Annotated in this window: 16 protein-coding genes; 10 read left to right on the top strand and 6 right to left on the bottom strand. The window is 69.5% G+C overall.

The window, feature by feature from the left end; translation table 11 throughout:
- Positions 1-49: 49 nt before the first annotated feature.
- Positions 50-724, bottom strand: a complete 675-nt coding sequence (locus V8688_RS26360) for a DUF6474 family protein (protein WP_218716122.1) — start codon at positions 722-724, stop codon at positions 50-52.
- 237 nt (positions 725-961) lie between these two features.
- On the opposite strand from V8688_RS26360, the gene V8688_RS26355 reads away from it, so the two are divergent.
- The 4 genes from V8688_RS26355 to V8688_RS26340 all read left to right on the top strand — a co-directional run bounded on the left by V8688_RS26355 (position 962) and on the right by V8688_RS26340 (position 6045).
- The gene (locus tag V8688_RS26355) at positions 962-2557 is read left to right on the top strand and encodes a TM0106 family RecB-like putative nuclease (RefSeq protein ID WP_342801916.1); all 1596 of its coding nucleotides are present in this window, start codon (positions 962-964) and stop codon (positions 2555-2557) included.
- Positions 2558-2570: 13 nt separating this feature from the next.
- A complete protein-coding gene (gene htpG, locus V8688_RS26350) occupies positions 2571-4529 on the top strand; it encodes a molecular chaperone HtpG (protein WP_218716123.1) in 1959 nt (652 codons plus the stop codon).
- Between the two features lie 113 nt (positions 4530-4642).
- The gene (locus V8688_RS26345; RefSeq protein WP_218716124.1) at positions 4643-5095 is read left to right on the top strand and encodes a GNAT family N-acetyltransferase; all 453 of its coding nucleotides are present in this window, start codon (positions 4643-4645) and stop codon (positions 5093-5095) included.
- Between the two features lie 68 nt (positions 5096-5163).
- A complete protein-coding gene (locus V8688_RS26340) occupies positions 5164-6045 on the top strand; it encodes a methyltransferase domain-containing protein (RefSeq protein WP_342801915.1) in 882 nt (293 codons plus the stop codon).
- On the opposite strand, the gene V8688_RS26335 is transcribed toward V8688_RS26340, so the two are convergent.
- On the bottom strand, positions 6042-6809 hold the full coding sequence (locus tag V8688_RS26335; protein ID WP_218716139.1) for an SDR family NAD(P)-dependent oxidoreductase: 768 nt from the start codon (positions 6807-6809) through the stop codon (positions 6042-6044). The genes V8688_RS26340 and V8688_RS26335 overlap by 4 nt on opposite strands.
- 153 nt (positions 6810-6962) lie before the next feature.
- On the opposite strand from V8688_RS26335, the gene V8688_RS26330 reads away from it, so the two are divergent.
- Together V8688_RS26330 and V8688_RS26325 are read left to right on the top strand one after the other, a co-directional pair.
- Positions 6963-7841 (top strand): SDR family NAD(P)-dependent oxidoreductase, encoded by an 879-nt coding sequence (locus tag V8688_RS26330; protein ID WP_218716125.1) that lies wholly within the window; start codon positions 6963-6965, stop codon positions 7839-7841.
- 21 nt (positions 7842-7862) lie between these two features.
- Positions 7863-8507 (top strand): TetR/AcrR family transcriptional regulator, encoded by a 645-nt coding sequence (locus tag V8688_RS26325; protein ID WP_218716126.1) that lies wholly within the window; start codon positions 7863-7865, stop codon positions 8505-8507.
- Here the strand turns inward: V8688_RS26325 and V8688_RS26320 are convergent.
- The 4 genes from V8688_RS26320 to V8688_RS26305 all read right to left on the bottom strand — a co-directional run bounded on the left by V8688_RS26320 (position 8483) and on the right by V8688_RS26305 (position 11635).
- Entirely contained in the window at positions 8483-9196 is a 714-nt protein-coding gene (locus V8688_RS26320) for a TMEM165/GDT1 family protein (protein WP_342801914.1), read from the bottom strand. The genes V8688_RS26325 and V8688_RS26320 overlap by 25 nt on opposite strands.
- A 359-nt stretch (positions 9197-9555) precedes the next feature.
- Positions 9556-10083 carry a peptidase gene (locus tag V8688_RS26315; protein WP_218716128.1) on the bottom strand — a complete coding sequence of 176 codons (528 nt, stop codon included), beginning with the start codon at positions 10081-10083 and terminating at the stop codon, positions 9556-9558.
- 165 nt (positions 10084-10248) lie between these two features.
- Positions 10249-10872, bottom strand: a complete 624-nt coding sequence (locus tag V8688_RS26310) for a superoxide dismutase (protein ID WP_218716129.1) — start codon at positions 10870-10872, stop codon at positions 10249-10251.
- A 151-nt stretch (positions 10873-11023) separates the two neighbouring features.
- Complete coding sequence (locus V8688_RS26305; protein ID WP_218716130.1) at positions 11024-11635, bottom strand: hypothetical protein; 612 nt, start codon at positions 11633-11635, stop codon at positions 11024-11026.
- 368 nt (positions 11636-12003) lie between these two features.
- Between V8688_RS26305 and V8688_RS26300 the strand changes: the two genes are divergently transcribed.
- From V8688_RS26300 to V8688_RS26285, 4 genes are all read left to right on the top strand, one after another.
- The gene (locus tag V8688_RS26300; protein ID WP_218716131.1) at positions 12004-12363 is read left to right on the top strand and encodes a rhodanese-like domain-containing protein; all 360 of its coding nucleotides are present in this window, start codon (positions 12004-12006) and stop codon (positions 12361-12363) included.
- A 109-nt stretch (positions 12364-12472) separates the two neighbouring features.
- Positions 12473-13423: a DUF4328 domain-containing protein gene (locus V8688_RS26295; protein ID WP_308248333.1), complete on the top strand. Its 951-nt coding sequence runs from the start codon at positions 12473-12475 to the stop codon at positions 13421-13423.
- Positions 13420-14187 (top strand): glycerophosphodiester phosphodiesterase, encoded by a 768-nt coding sequence (locus V8688_RS26290; RefSeq protein ID WP_316573115.1) that lies wholly within the window; start codon positions 13420-13422, stop codon positions 14185-14187. Before V8688_RS26295 ends, V8688_RS26290 begins: the two co-directional genes overlap by 4 nt.
- Before the next feature lie 282 nt (positions 14188-14469).
- Entirely contained in the window at positions 14470-15390 is a 921-nt protein-coding gene (locus tag V8688_RS26285; RefSeq protein WP_218716134.1) for a DUF5926 family protein, read from the top strand.
- Positions 15391-15630 lie beyond the last annotated feature (240 nt).

The raw sequence follows: 15630 nt of genomic DNA, 5'->3' as shown, positions 1-15630 counted from the left end.
GCCACCCCCGCGCAGGCGGGCGGTGAGCTGCGGCGTGGTCACGACGGGATCAGCGCACGCCGAGCCGGGCGAGCGCGTCGGTCTCCAGCACGCCCAGTTCGGCCGAGATGGACGCGTGCACGGCCTTGCGGCGCGCGGCGGGCATCTGCTCGGCGGTGTTCACCGCGACGGTCAGGTCGGTCAGCCGGGACCGGGCGGCCTCGACGAACTTCTTGGTGTCGGCGTCGCCGGGGGCGTCGGCGGCGACCTTGTCGAGCGCGCTCTCGGTGTTGGTGATGCGGGCCTGCAGGCGCGCGCCGTGACCGCTGAACTCGCCAAGCTGATCGAGCCCGATGCCGAGCTGCTGTGCCTTGCGGGCGTCGAGCTGGCCGCGCACGTAGGTGGCGCCGCGGTAGGCCAGCGGCGCGAGCACCGGGACCAGCACCCGGGCGACGCCGATGTACTTGCGGATCTGGCTCGCGCTGAACAGTTCGCGGTCGGCCTTGGCCGCCAGCTTCTGGGCGGCCTTCTCCTCGGCCTGCAGGGTCGCGATCTGCGCCTTGGCCACCTTGGCCTCGGTCTTGGCCTGTGCCTTGGCCGCGCGCCGGGTGGTGCGTTCGCTCGCCTTGGCGGCCTTGCGCTCGTTCTTGGCGCTCAGCTTCGCCTCCACGGCGGCTTTGTGCTTGAGCGCCTTCGCCTCAGCGCGTCGGCTCGGGCGCCGCTTGCGCTTGCTGAACAACCCCATGAGATCAGGCCCTCCGTCATGCTCGCCAAGTCATGAGGCAGTGCCGGGGTAGCGGCCTGCCGTACTTCGTAGCGTAGTGGGATGAGGGTAGCGATTGGGCATTGTGTCGGGGGGAGGGACCATACTGCTTGCGTGCGTGCAGCCGAGGACGACTTCGACGGCGGGCCGGTGCATCGCCCGGCCCCCGCTTCCGCTGCGCTCGATCGAGGTACCGATACCGGGCTCGCCGAGTCCCGGATCGCCTTCCTGGACGCGCGCTCGCTGATCGGGTGCAGGCACCGCCTGCGCCTGGATGCCGAGCATCCGGGGACCATCGCCGAGGTCAGGGAGGATCCGGGCGTTCAGCAGCGCCGGGAGGCCGCCGCCGCGCACCGTCTCAAGGTCCGCGACGAGCTGGTGGCCGCCGCACCCGCCGACTGGGTGGTGATCGAGCCGCAGCTGCGCGCGGGGGAGAAGGCCGCGGCGACGATGGCCGCGATGGCGGCGGGCGCCGCGCGCATCTGGGGCGGGCTGCTGCCGCAGGAACCCGATACCGGCCGTCGTGGCGGCGCCGAGTTCCTGCTCCGCGACGACGACCGTGGCGGCTACATCCCGATCATCGTGGTCAACCACAAGGTCACCGACCCGCGCAGGCCCGATCCGGCCGATTTCCACCCGCTGACCTCGGACCTGTTCCGCTGGCAGCCCCGCCGCGACAAGCACGTGAAACTGCGTCCGCAGCCGCGCGACCAGCAGCGCCTCGCGCACCTGTACCGGATGCTGCAGCGGCACGGCATGGCCAGCCCCGCCCTGCTCGGCGGTGCCATCGGCCTGGCCCTCGACCGCATCCTCGTGCACGACCTGACCAATGTCCTTGCCGACTACGACCAGCGCTACGGCGACCGCATCGCGGTGGTGCGCGGCGAACTGCCGACCCAGCCGTCGAAGGTGCCCGAGTGCAGGCAGTGCCCGTGGTGGGTGCGCGGCGCGGGCAGCGAGCCCAGCTGCGAGGGTCAGCTGGCGCTGATGCGCGACGTCAGCCTGGTGGCGCCCGGCTCCCGGGCCGACGTGCTGCGAGTGCACGGCGTGCAGACCGTCGACGAGCTGGCCGCCTGGGAAGGCGAGGACCCGGAGGACTGGCAGCACGGCCCGTTCTCCGAGACCGTGGTCACCGCCCGCGCCTGGATCGAGGGCGCGCCGCTGGTGCGCCGCTTCGACACGGTGAGCGTGCGCCGCGCCGACGTGGAGGTCGACGTCGACCTGGAGAGCTACCAGGAGGACGGCGCCTACCTGTGGGGCACCCTGCTCGACGGCGTCTACCGGCCGTTCGTCACCTGGGACCCGCTGCCCACCGAGGACGAGGGCCGCTCCTTCGGCGAGTTCTGGACCTGGCTCATGGCGGTACGCGCCGAGGCGCACGCCGCGGGCAAAACCTTTGCCGCCTACTGCTACTCGCGCACCGCCGAGGACAAATGGCTCTACGAGTCGGCCCGCCGGTTCGCGGGCAGGCCGGGCGTGCCGACGCACGAGCAGGTGCGCGCGTTCGTCGATTCGCCCGAGTGGGTCGACATGTTCCAGGCCGTCACCGACCAGTTCATCTGCCCCAACGGCAAGGGATTGAAGAAGATCGCCCCGGTCGCCGGCTTCGGCTGGCGCGACCCGGAGGCCAGCGGTGAGGCGTCGATGGGCTGGTACCGCCGGGCTGTCGGCTACGACGCGGAATCGGACCTGTCCCAGCGCACGCGCCTGTTCGAATACAACGAGGACGACGTGCGGGCCACCCAGGTGCTGCGCGACTGGATGACGCAACGGGCCGTCGACGAGGTTCCCTCCCTGGCCGACTTCGGACGGTAATACGATCGGGGGCGTGACAGAGCACGTCGAAACCCTCGAGTTCCAGGCCGAAACCCACCAGCTCCTGGAGCTGATGATCCACTCGGTCTACTCCAACAAAGACACGTTCCTGCGGGAGCTGATCTCGAACGCTTCCGACGCACTGGACAAGCTGAAGCTGGCCACGTTCCAGGACAAGGACCTCGTCGCCGACACCTCCGACCTGCACATCGAGCTGGAGGTCGACGCCGACAAGCGCATCCTGACCGTCCGGGACAACGGCATCGGCATGTCCCGTGCCGAGGTGATCGATCTGATCGGCACTCTCGCCAAGTCCGGCACCGCCGAGCTGCGCCGCAAGCTCACCGAGGCCAAGTCCGATGCCGCCGCCGAGGAGCTGATCGGCCAGTTCGGCATCGGCTTCTACTCCACCTTCATGGTCGCCGACCGGGTCACCCTGACCACCCGCAAGGCGGGCGAGGCCGAGGGCACCCGCTGGAGCGCCGCCGCGGGTAGCTCCACCTACGAGATCGACACCGTCGCCGACGCCCCGCAGGGCACGGCGGTCACCCTCGAGCTCAAGCCCGCCGACGAGGACGATCACCTCTTCGATTACACGCAGGAATGGAAGCTGCGCGAGATCGTCCGCAAGTACTCCGATTTCATCGCCTGGCCGATCCGCATGCAGGTCGAGCGCACCGTGATGGAGGGCGAGGGCGAGGACAAGGTCGAGAAGACCATTGTCGAGGACCAGACCCTCAACTCGCAGAAGGCGCTGTGGACACGCCCGCGCAGCGAGGTCTCCGACGAGGAGTACAAGGAGTTCTACCACCACGTCAGCCACGCCTGGGACGAGCCGCTCGAGATCATCCCGATGAAGGCCGAGGGCACCTTCGAATACCAGGCGCTGCTGTTCATCCCGTCGACCGCGCCGTTCGACCTGTTCACCCGCGAGCACAAGCGCGGCGTGCAGCTCTACGTGCGCCGGGTGTTCATCATGGACAACTGCGAAGAGCTGATGCCGGAGTACCTGCGCTTCGTCAAGGGCGTGGTGGACGCGCAGGACCTCTCGCTCAACGTCTCGCGCGAGATCCTGCAGCAGGACCGCCAGATCCAGATGATCCGCAAGCGGCTGGTCAAGAAGGTGCTGTCGACGGTCAAGGACCTGCAGGGCGCCGAGGATCAGACCAAGTACCAGACCTTCTGGACCCAGTTCGGCCGGGTGCTCAAGGAGGGCTTGCTCTCCGACACCGACAACCGCGAAACCCTGCTCACCGTGTCGTCTTTCGCCTCGACCGCCTCGGAGTCCGAGCTCACCACGCTGAAGCAGTACGTGGAGCGGATGCCGGAGGGCCAGGACGCGATCTACTACATGACCGGCGAAAGCCGTGCGCAGGTGGAGAACTCGCCGCATCTGGAGGCGTTCAAGGCCAAGGGCCGCGAGGTGCTGATCCTGACCGACCCCGTCGACGAGATGTGGGTCGGTTCGGTGCCGGAGTTCGACGGCAAGAAGTTCCAGTCCATCGCCAAGGGCGAGGTCGACCTGGAGACCGAGGACGAGAAGAAGGAGACCGAAGCCCTGCGCGAGCAGCAGGACAAGGACTTCGCCGATCTGCTCGGCTGGCTCGGCAAGACCCTCGACGAGGTCGCCAAGGAGGTGCGCCTGACCAACCGGCTCACCACCTCCCCGGCCTGCCTGGTCGGTGACGTCTTCGACTTCACCCCGATGCTCGAGCGCATGTACCGCGCCTCGGGCCAGGCGCTGCCGGAATCCAAGCGCATCCTCGAGCTCAACCCGACCCATCCGCTGGTCACCGGCCTGCGCGACGCCTACGACGCGCGCAAGTCCGATGCCGACGAGGGCAAGGTTCCCGAGCTCGCCGAGACCGCCGAACTGCTCTACGGCACCGCGGTTCTCGCCGAGGGCGGCGAGCTCAAGGATCCGGCGCGCTTCGCCCAGCTGCTCACCGACCGGCTGACCCGCACCGTCTGAGGTCCCCGCGATGGCCGCTTCGCCCGAGGCGGCCATCGCGCCCTGCGGCAAGAGCTGGATTCGCTGTGCGGAATACGGGTGCCGACCAGCCCCGCAGGCCGCACTATGGAGAGATGGCGGCGGGGCATCTGATCCGCCGGGCGCGGCCCGGTGACTACGACGGCCTGATCGGGGTGGTCGACCACTGGTGGGGCCGAACCGTGGTGCCCAGCCTGCCGAGGTTGTTCCTCGACCACTTCCACCGCACCAGCCTGGTGGCGACCGATGACGACGGAATCTCCGGCTTCCTCATCGGTTTCGGCTCCCCGTCCGACCCCGACGCGGCCTACATCCATTTCGTCGGCGTCCGCCCCGACGCCCGCAAGGTCGGCCTCGGCCGCACCCTCTACGACGAATTCTTCGAGCTGGCCAGGGCCGATGGCCGAAAAGTGGTCACCGCCATCACTTCTCCGGCCAACTTCACCTCGATCGATTTCCACCGCAGCCTAGGGTTCACCGTCACCGGCCCGGTGCCGGACTACAACGGCCCCGGCCACGCCCTGATCACCTTCGAACGAACTCTCTGACACCACACGGCCACCGAACCGTAATCTTGGTCCGGGCATCGATCGCGGAGTGAGAGGAACGGTCGCACATGTCGGAGGGGACGTCGGTCACGGCACAGCCGTGGGATCTGGTGGCCGAGGGTTATGCCGCGGCGGCGGCGACCGTGCTCGGTCCGTTCGCCGAGCGCGCGCTCGAATTCGTCACTCTCGAACCGGATTCCATTGTCGTCGATGTCGCGGCGGGAACGGGACTGCTCAGTCTCGCGGCCGCGGCCGCAGGGGCGCGTGTCGACGCGATCGACGTCTCGGCGCCGATGATCGAACAGCTCACCGCGGCCGCCGAACGCGCCGGGCGCACCACGATCACCGCCCAGGTCGGCGACGGCCAGGACCTGCCGTACCCGGACGGCCGCTTCCACGCCGGATTCTCGCTGTTCGGCCTCATGTTCTTCGCCGACCGGCCCCAGGGCTTCGCCGAATTGCGCCGGGTCCTGCGTCCTGGCGCCACCGCCGTTGTCTCGGCCTGGGCGCCCGCGGTCGACTCCTCGCTCATGCGCGCGCTGTTCGGCGCGCTGAGCGCGGGCGACCCGAACGCCGCGCTACCGCAGCCCAACTCGCGCGGCCTGGAGAACCCCGCCGTCTTCGCGGCCGAGATGCGCGCGGCCGGCTTCGACGCGGTGACGATCCGCCCGCACACGGTCGAGGTGAGCTTCCCGAACGCGGCTGCGCTGTGGGACACCATGACTCGCAGCAGCGCCCCGCTGACCACGCTCAGACACGAAGTGGGCGAGGCGGAATGGCAGCGCCGCACGGACGCGGCCGTCGAGCACCTCACGGTCACCTACCGCGCGAACACCGCGCTGTCCACCACGGCCCTGTTCGGCATCGGCACCGTCCCCCCCGGCCTGAACGACGACTGCCCGCCGCCGAAACCGGCGACGGGCAGTCGTTCCACAGTGCGTAGTGCCTAGCGCGGGGCCATGCGCAGGGCGCCGTCCATGCGGATGGTCTCGCCGTTGAGGTAGTCGTGGCTCGCGATGTACTCGACGAGCTGGGCGTACTCGTCGGGGCGGCCGAGACGCGACGGGAACGGGACGCCGGCCTCGAGGCCCTTGCGGTACTCCTCGGTGACACCGGCCAGCATCGGGGTGTCGATGATGCCGGGGGCGATGGTGTTGACGCGGATGCCGAACTGGGCCAGGTCACGCGCGGCGGGGACGGTCATGCCGTGCACGCCGCCCTTGGACGCGGAGTAGGCGATCTGGCCGATCTGGCCCTCGAACGCGGCGACCGACGCGGTGTTGATGACCACGCCGCGCTGGCCGTACTCGTCGACCGGCTCGGTCTTGGCGATGGCGTCGGCGGCCAGGCGCATCACGTTGAACGTGCCGAGCAGGTTCACGGTGATGACGGTGCGGAACAGCTCCAGATCGTGCGGGCCGTTCTTGGACAGGATGCGACCGGCCCAGCCGACACCGGCGCAGTTGACCACGATGCGCAGCGGGGCGGGGCCCTCGGTGATCTGGGCGATCGCGGCGGCCACCTCGTCGCCGCTGGTGACGTCGGCCGCGATCAGGGTGACACCGGCGGGGACGTTGTCGCCCGCGCGCTCGATCGACGCCGGGACGTCGAGGCCGAAGACGGTGGCGCCCGCGTCGGCGAGACGCTTGGCGGTGGCGGCACCGAGGCCGGATGCGCCTCCGGTGACGATGGCGGCGGAACCCGAAATCTCCACGATGGTCCTCTCGTTCATGACTACTAGTTGGCACTTCGTCAATTGGCACCCTAGCGGGTTTCCGGTGAGGTGCCCATCACGCCCACCGACGCTGCCGGATCAGCTGCGAAAATACCAGCGAACAGGGCTGTTTTCCGGTGGTAACGTGCGTTCATGAGATCGTTCGCCGCTCCGACGGTGGCCGGACGCAAGGTCCTGATCACCGGGGCAGCGCGCGGTATCGGGGCCGCACTCGCCCGCAAACTCGCCGCCCAGGGCGCCCACGTCGCTTTGCTCGGACTGGAACCGGAACTGCTGGCGGAGGTGGCCGCCGAATGCGGCGACGCGCCGTGGCGCTACTGCGACGTCGCCGACCGGGCCCAGGTCGAGCGCGTGGTCGAGGCGCTGGTCGGCGAACTCGGCGGGCTCGACGTGCTCGTCGCCAACGCCGGGATCGCCAAGCAGATGCCGATGATCGGCGGCGATCCGAGCGTGCTGGAGGAGACCCTCGCCGTCAACGTGCTCGGCGTCGCGTACGCCGTGCAGGCCGCCGGTCCCCACCTGGCCCGTCCAGGCGGCTACGTGCTGATGATGTCGTCGATCTCCACGGCGGTGCAGTTGCCGCTGGCCGGCGCCTACAGCGCCTCGGCGGCGGCGGTCGAATCGCTGGCGGGCACGCTGCGCTGCGAGTTGCGTCCGACCGGCGCGCGCGTGGGCGTCAGCTACTTCGCCGAGATCGATACCGAGATGACCCGGCGCGGCTTCGGCACCGCGGCGGCGCACACCGGCCTGCGCGAGCTCAGCCTGACCGGCACCTCGCCGATCGGTCCCGCGGTGGACGCGTTGGTCCGGGCGATCGCGCGCAGGCGCAAGAGCGTCGTCTCACCCTGGTGGGTATCGCTCGTGCTGCCGGTGCGACCCTTGGCTCAGCAGCTGGTGCAGCGGTTGCTCGGCAACCGAGTCGCTCGCGCCATCGAGATCGCGCGCACCGAGGACGCCCCCTTCACCACCACCCAGCCTGCCCGACCACGCAGAATGGAACGGCAAGCCTGACCTCGAGCACGGAGTTCGACGATGAGCGATTCGGCATCCACCCTGCGCCAACTCCCGCGCGGACGGCACCACCTCTCGCGCGAAGAAGTGGTCGCCTCCCAGCGGGAACGCATCCTCGTCGCGATGGGGGAGGCGATGACCGAGGGCGGCTACGTCGGCACGCCGGTGGCGGCGGTGCTCAAACGGGCCGGGGTCTCGCGGGAGACGTTCTACGAGCTGTTCCGCTCCAAGGAGGACTGCTTCGCCGCGGCCTTCGACCGGGTCTCCGGCCTGCTGGCCGGGCGACTCCAGGAGGTCATCGCCGAGACCGCCGAGGCCGACGCGTTCACCAGGATGGACGCCATCCTCACCGCCTACTTCGACCACATGATCGACGACCCGGCTTCGGCCAGGCTGTTCCTGATGGAGGTGTACGCGGTCGGCCCGTCGGCGGTGCGGGCGCGGATGGAACTCCAGAGCCGCTTCGTCGCGGTCGTCGCCGCCATGCTCGGCGCCCAGACCGACGAGCAGCAGTTCGCCTGCGCCACGCTGGCCGCCGCCATCGGCGCGATGGTCACCGGCAAGATCGCCGCCGACGACCTGGTGGGCCTGCGCGCTCTCAAGGAACCCCTGATCGACCTGGCCCGCCGCTCCGGCGTCGTCTACGGCAACGCGTTCGCCGGCTGATCCTCGGCAGGCGCGGCGGCCCTGCCGGTCCGGGTGAACCGCCAGGCGCCGATCCCCAGGCCGACCACGACCGGGACGGCCAGGGCCAGCCCCGTCGAATCCCAGCCGCCCAGGCCGGGCACGAACGCGTCGAGGATCGTCTTGGCGGCGAAGAACAGGAACAGCAGGCCGGAGGCGAACGCGATGCCACGCTCGGGGAGGTGCTTGCCCGCGAGCTTGCCGACCAGGATCGCGAGGGCGCCCGCGGCGACCATGCCGAGGGTCGAGCCGATCCACACCGCGAGCCAGCCGTTCTTGGAGGCCAGCGCGGCGGCGGCGAACATGGTGCGGTCGCCGAGCTCGGCGAGCATGAAGGCGGAGATGACGACCAGGAAGGCGTTGCGGGTGCTGGGAGGGGGAGCGTCGTCGGTCTCGTCGGCGGAGCCGAGGGCGTCGCGCAGCGTCCACAGGCCGACGACCAGCAGCGTGAGCGCGGTGACGACGGCGATCGCGTTCGCGGGCAGCGCGGTACCGAGGAAATGGCCGACACCGGCGGCGATGAGATTGACGGCGACGCTGGCCACGGTGATCCCCGACAGCACCACCCACCAGCGATAACGCAGCGAGAAGGTGAGCGCCATCAGCTGCGATTTATCGCCCAGCTCGGCGAGGAAGAGCACGCCGAAGCTCAGCAGGATCGTGGCGATCATGAATTCAGCTCCCAGGGTGGTACTCCGGCCTGCGGCTGAAGAAACGGGTGCGCCTCCAGCCACACCGGTCGACGGATCGGTTCGTGGCCGAAGGTCTCGCCCACCGGTGGTGACCGGTTCACGCAGCCGGACCGCGCCGAATGTGGCGCCGATCAGTATGTCGACTGCGCGATTGCGGGCTACTCCCCTTCGCTGGTGTCCACCCTAGCGCGATAGCTGGTGGTATGCCAACTCATTGTTAGCGAAATCGCTATGGCCGCAATAAGTTTGGCTGCGCGGCCCGAATAGTTCGGTATCCCTGATTTCGGCGTCGCGGATGCCCGTTGCCGGGTATTCGCCGGGCCGGTGTCGCGAAAGCCTCAGGCCGCCAGCAGCATTGCCAGGACGGCGGTGTCGGGATCGCTGATCAGATCCATCCCGACCCGGCTCACCAGCGAGGTGACCGTGCCGTCCAGCTCGGCCTCGGCCCAGGCCGCGCGATGCTCGAGACCCAGATGCGGCACGCCGGGCAGCAGCACGCAGCCCGAGGCGGCGCCGGTGCACTCGGGCAGCGACGGCCGGGTCTCCGACGGCGGATGCAGCATCAGCAACGCGGGCGGCACGTGCGCCGCGAACCGGCCCGGCTCGATCGCCTCCTCGCCCAGCACCGGCCCCTCGGCCAGCACCAGCCCGACCGTGCCCGGTTCCGGGTCGTCGGGCAGTTCCTCGCGCACCCCGAACACGGTCGAGGTCGTCAACAGGCCGGGCATCGAGGCCACCCGCACGGCGAGCACCAGGACCTGCGCCCATTCCTTGGTGGTGTCCGGCCAGCGGCCCGAAACCACGAATCCCTGCAGATGACCGCGCGCCTGGAAGGGCGTGATCCCGATCGGACCCTGTGTCGTCATGATGGCCTCCCGATTTTCCGGGGGCTGCGCTGCCCGGTACGTCAGGAATAGCCCGAAACCCATCTGGCACACAAGTACCACTGAGTGCCAGGAACAGGGCAAAGAACGCAAAAGACCCCCAGCGGACGCTGGAGGTCTTTCGCGAAAGCGAGAACGCGGGCCGGACTAGCCGAAGATCAGGCCCTTGCCCTGCGACACCGCGCGGGCGAAGCGGTCCTGCACGTCGGCCCAGTTGACGACGTTCCAGAACGCGGTCACGTAGTCGGCCTTGACGTTCTTGTACTGCAGGTAGAAGGCGTGCTCCCACATGTCGACCTGCAGCAGCGGGATGATGCCGGTCGGCACGTTGGCCTGCTGGTCGTACAGCTGGAAGGTCAGCAGCTTCTGGCCCAGGGTGTCGTAACCCAGGACGGCCCAGCCGGAGCCCTGCAGGCCGTTCGCGGCAGCGGTGAACTGCGCGCGGAACTTGTCGAACGAACCGAACTGGTCGGCGATCGCGGCGGCGAGGTCACCGTCGGGCTGGTCGCCACCGTTGGGGGAGAGGTTCTTCCACCAGACGGAGTGGTTGTAGTGACCACCCAGGTGGAACGCGAGGTTCTTCTCCAGCAGGAGGATGTTCGCCAGGTCGCCGTTCTCGCGGGCCTCTTCGAGCTGCTCCAGCGCCTTGTTGGCGCCGGCGACGTAGGCGGCGTGGTGCTTGGTGTAGTGGATCTCGTTGATCTGACCGGAGATGTGCGGCTCCAGTGCGCCGAAGTCGTAGTCCAGTTCCGGCAGCGTGTAGACGGCCACGATGTCCCTTTCCGTATGTCGGGCTGTGTGCGCCCATTCGGACGAGCACACCAACCATCATTCGTACACCCGCTCGATGCAACCCCGGACGGTCGGCCCCGCATTCCCTTCGAATCACGCCGGAGGAAACCCAGGTGTCCGCGGGCGGTACCTACAGCGGCGGTGCGACGTCGGCCTTGGAGGCCCGCAGATCGCCGGAATCGTGGGCGGCCCACCAGCGCTTGCCGCCCGCGATGAAATCGGCCATCGGGATCTCCCGGCCCGCCGGGTCGGTCACGGTGATCCGGTCGAACCAGACGCGGACGTCGAGTTCGCGCGGGTCGATGCCCTCTTCTTGGGAGAACTCGATGACGTGCGCCGCGATCCGGTTGTCGAGCACGGTGTCGAAGCTGAGCAACTCGCTCCACAGGGTCCAGCCGCTGTCGTCGAGGTCGATGAATTCCCAGCCGTGCAGCCCGCCGCCACCGAAACTCTCGATGGCCTCGTCGAGCTGCTCGAGGGTGAGGGGGAGGACGCGGGCGTCGATGTCGTCCCAGCGCTGGATGCGCAGGGACGCGGCCACCCGGGTGACCCCCGTGAAGGTGAGCAGGACTTTGGTGTCGATCGGCGTCTCGCCGTCGGCGGGTAGCGTCAGCACCTCGAGAGCGAGCTGCAGCCGCCCCGCGGCGGCGTCCACCTCTACTCCGAGACAGGTTGATTCGGACAAAGCGGTATTCAGGCCGTTGATGTCGAAACTGTCGAGTAGCCCCCTGCTCACGTTCATGCGCTCAGGCTACCGATCGGCCCGCCCAGATCCCAGGATTTAGGATTTTCTCTACTGATGTCGTTTTTATGGAACCGAATCGGCCCGGCTCGCGTCCAAGTAGATGTCGGGACCGATGGGAGGTCGGAATCCCGACGTCAGCGGCGAACGGCCGCTCCGGGATGACATGGAGGGGAGTCCCGGATCGGCCGTTCCGCCGCTGACTTCGCGCCATGTCACCTCGGTTGATAGCCACCGCCTCACGATTGTGTGCTGACCGATAGCTGAGACCTGTGGATCAAGTTGTGGATTCTGTGGATAACCGGGATCCATCCCCAGACCGCGCATTGCCCCGCCCGGCGTCGCTTCCGGCATGGCAGGATCGAGGCGTGACGAGCTCCGATGTGCCCACGGTGCCGGTGGGTGCGGTACCCGCCGCGTTCGACCACGCCGAACCGGCCCCCGGCGCCCAGCTGCTCGACGTGCGCGAACCCGACGAGTGGGAGCTCGGGCACGCGCCCGGCGCGATCCACATCCCGATGGTCGACGTGCCGGCCCGGCTCGACGAGATCGACATCGACGCCGAGGTGTACGTGGTGTGCAGGCAGGGCGGGCGTTCGATCGAGGTCGTCAAGTATCTGGCCCACATCGGGTACGAGGCGGTGAACGTCGCGGGTGGGATGGTGGCCTGGCAGCAGACCGGCCGTCCGGTGGTCGCCGACGGCGAGCACGAAGCCAAGATCTACTAGTCCGGAACGGGGTGCGCGGGTGAGTTCGGTGGTGCAACCATGTGCACGCTGTGGCGCGCGATGGGCTGTGCAGGGCGCGCCGATGCACTGGTGCCCCCGGTGCCGTGGCGTGCTGCTGTCGCCGGGCAAGGTCGACGCGCCCGCCGCCCAGCGCAACTACCGCTGGATCGCCCGCAGGCCCGACCATCGCGCGCGCAAGGCCGCGGCCGCCACCGTACGGGCGCCGGTCGGCCCCACCCCGCGCTACACCGAGATCCCGCGCTGGGGCCTGCTCGATGCGCCGCCCGCGCCCGCCCGCGCCGCGGAGCGACCGCTGTGGGGCCTGGCGGCCTCGCGCGATGTCCTGCTCGTGGTGACGGCGCTGGCCTTCCTGGTCGCCGCCTGCGCCGAGTACGGCCGCTATCTCATCCTGCTGCGCAACCGCACCACCCTCATCCCGAACTGGCTGCTGGTGATCTCCGACATGTCGGTGTGGGTGTTCGGCGTCATCGCGCCGCTGTGCGCCCTCGCCACCGCGCTCGCGCTGATCGCCTGGCTGATCGAGGCGCGCAAGAGCGCCTTCGCCGCGCAGGGCAGGCGCGATCCACGGCGCCGCTGGGCGCTGGTGCTCGGCTGCCTGGTGCCCGGTGTGAACCTGATCTGGCCCGGCGTCTTCCTCACCGAATTGCTCGGGTCCGCACCCGATCCCCGCGCCCAGCGGGCCGTTCGGATCTGGTGGGCGGCCTGGGTGGTCAGCGGCCTGATCCTGGTCGGCGCCACCCTCTGGCGCGACGCGTCGACACTGCAGGCCGAGGCCGACGGCGTCTCGTTCACCGCGTTCAGCGATCTGTGCGCGGCCGGTTTCGCGGTGCTCACGCTGTGGACCGTGCGGCTGCTCGAAGGCCGTGACCTGCGGGGCGCGCCGCGCTCTGCGCACCGCTGGGTGATGGCCGCCGACCCGGCCGAGGCCGTCATCGCCCCGGTGCAGCCCGGCGCCCCCGCGAGCGGGCAGGATGACACTGAACGCGCGGATTCCGTCGAAACAGGCGAGAATGCGCAGGAGGAGGTTGTGGCCAAGTGAGCCAGGGCAATCGGGCGCCATTCGTCGTCGCGCACCGTGGTGCGTCCGCTGCGCGCCCCGAGCACACTCTCGCCGCGTACGAGCTGGCCCTCGAGGAGGGCGCCGACGGCGTCGAGTGCGACGTCCGGCTGACCCGCGACGGGCATCTGGTCTGCGTGCACGACCGCACCGTCGACCGCACCTCCGACGCCACCGGCCTGGTCAGCGAGCTGACCCTGGCCGAGCTGCGCGACATGAACTTCGGCACCGAGGACGCGCCGTCGGGCGTGCTCGCCCTCAGCGATCTCATCGGTCTGGTCCTCGACTGGCGCAGCAGGCCGACCAAGCTGTTCATCGAGACCAAGCACCCCGTGCGCTACGGCGCCCTGGTGGAGAACAAGGTGCTCGCCGAACTGCAGCGCTTCGGCATCGCGACGCCCGCCTCGGCCGATCACTCCCGCGCCGTGGTGATGTCGTTCGCCGCGACGGCGGTCTGGCGGATCCGCCGCGCCGCGCCGCTGCTGCCGACCGTGCTGCTCGGTGAGTCCTCGCGCTTCCTCGGCGGCGGCGCGGCGACCACCGTCGGCGCCACCGCCGTCGGCCCGTCGGTGAAGACGCTGCGCGAACACCCCGAACTCGTCGACAAGGCCGCCGCTGCGGGCCGGGCCACCTACTGCTGGACCGTCGACGATCCCGACGACGTGACACTGTGCGCCGACCTGGGCGTCAGCTGGGTCGCCACCAACCATCCCGGCCGCACGAAGTCGCTGCTGGCCGGCGTCTGAGCTGTGCTGTNTGGGTCGCCACCAACCATCCCGGCCGCACGAAGTCGCTGCTGGCCGGCGTCTGAGCTGTGCTGTTGGAGCGCTGGCGCGCTCGAGGTCGCGGCCCCTCCTGTCCCGTCGATCAGGTGCCGTTGCTTGCTCCTTCGTCGCGGACGCAACGGCACCTGATCGACGGGACGGCCGCGACGGCCGACTGCGTCGGCCTGCCCCTCCTCGGGTCGGGGCGGGGTGGCTGGGTGGGGCGAGAAGTGGTCCACAGTCGCCCGGCCATAAACTCCGTGCGTGGGTAAAAGCAAGCGGAACAGTCCGAAGCCCGACAGTAATCGGGCTCAGCGTCTCGCCGAGCGGCGTGCGGCGCAGGAGCAGGCATCTGCGGCCGTGACGCGGCCGTTCGAGGGGCTTGCTGCCGAATGTGATCTGGTGGCGCTGCGGGAGTTCGTGCCGTCGGCGACCGCGACCTTGAAGCTGGCGCCCGGTGTCGCGGCGCAGCGCGAGGTGACGCTGGCGACGGTGCTGCCCGGTGCGGTGGCCGCGCTGGTGCGCGCCGGTGACGAGCCCGTCGGCTTCGTCGGCACGCAGATGCAGTACCAGGGCTCCGACCCGAACGCCGACATCGCCGCGGCGATCCTGTGGACCCAGTCCGCCGAGCCGGGCGAGTCGCTGAACTCGGCCGACGCGGTCCAGGGCGGTCCGCGCCTGGCCGACGTCATCGATCCGGGCGCCGACCTCGAGCTCACCGTGCACCAGGACTTCGACTGGTGGGTGCCCGAGGGCGTGACCCCCGATCCGCAGGTGGCGGCGACGATCGAGCAGGCCAAGCAGGCGATCATGCCCTCGGCGCGGCTGGATCTCGGAGCCGACGGCGTCGGCGCGGCTTGGTGGGTCGACGCGGGCGAGAAGGCGCACGTGCGCTGGGTGCGTCCCGAGGACGAGGACAAGCTGATGCTGGCGCTGGCACGGGTGCACGCCGGCGGCGGGCTGCACATGGGCGAGGGCTCGCGCTTCGCCGGCTCGTTCCGCACACACGGTCTGCTGGTGCCGGTGTTCGATCTCGATCCCGAGCGGCACCCGACCGAATGGGAAACGCCCGCACGGGAATTCGGTGCGCGGCTGGCGGAGGCGCTGGCCTCGGATGCCCCGATGTCGAGCGAAGAGCGTCGTTCGCGCGACGGGCTGCGTTCGCGTCAGGTCACCCTGCGCTGAACTCTTCCATCCTGAAATAAATGAAATAATCCCCTTTCACATGCCGGGTCGGCTAGGTTCACGCCTACGCCGGCCAATCGGCGCAGTGGAAAGGGATAACAATGGAGTTTCTCGGTTCGGTCGCCGGTCTCGCGCAGATGGTGATCGGCACGATTCTGGCCAATACCGGCTCGGGCGGTTCCGGCTCCGGCTGGTGAAGCGCACAACGGATTCGGCTCGCGTTCGCGAGCCGAATCCGGG

Source organism: Nocardia sp. No.11 (assembly GCF_038752175.1).
In the GTDB taxonomy this organism is placed as follows: domain Bacteria; phylum Actinomycetota; class Actinomycetes; order Mycobacteriales; family Mycobacteriaceae; genus Nocardia; species Nocardia canadensis.
The sequence above is the reverse complement of the archived record's forward strand: the minus strand, read 5'-3'. Positions and strand labels throughout refer to the sequence as shown.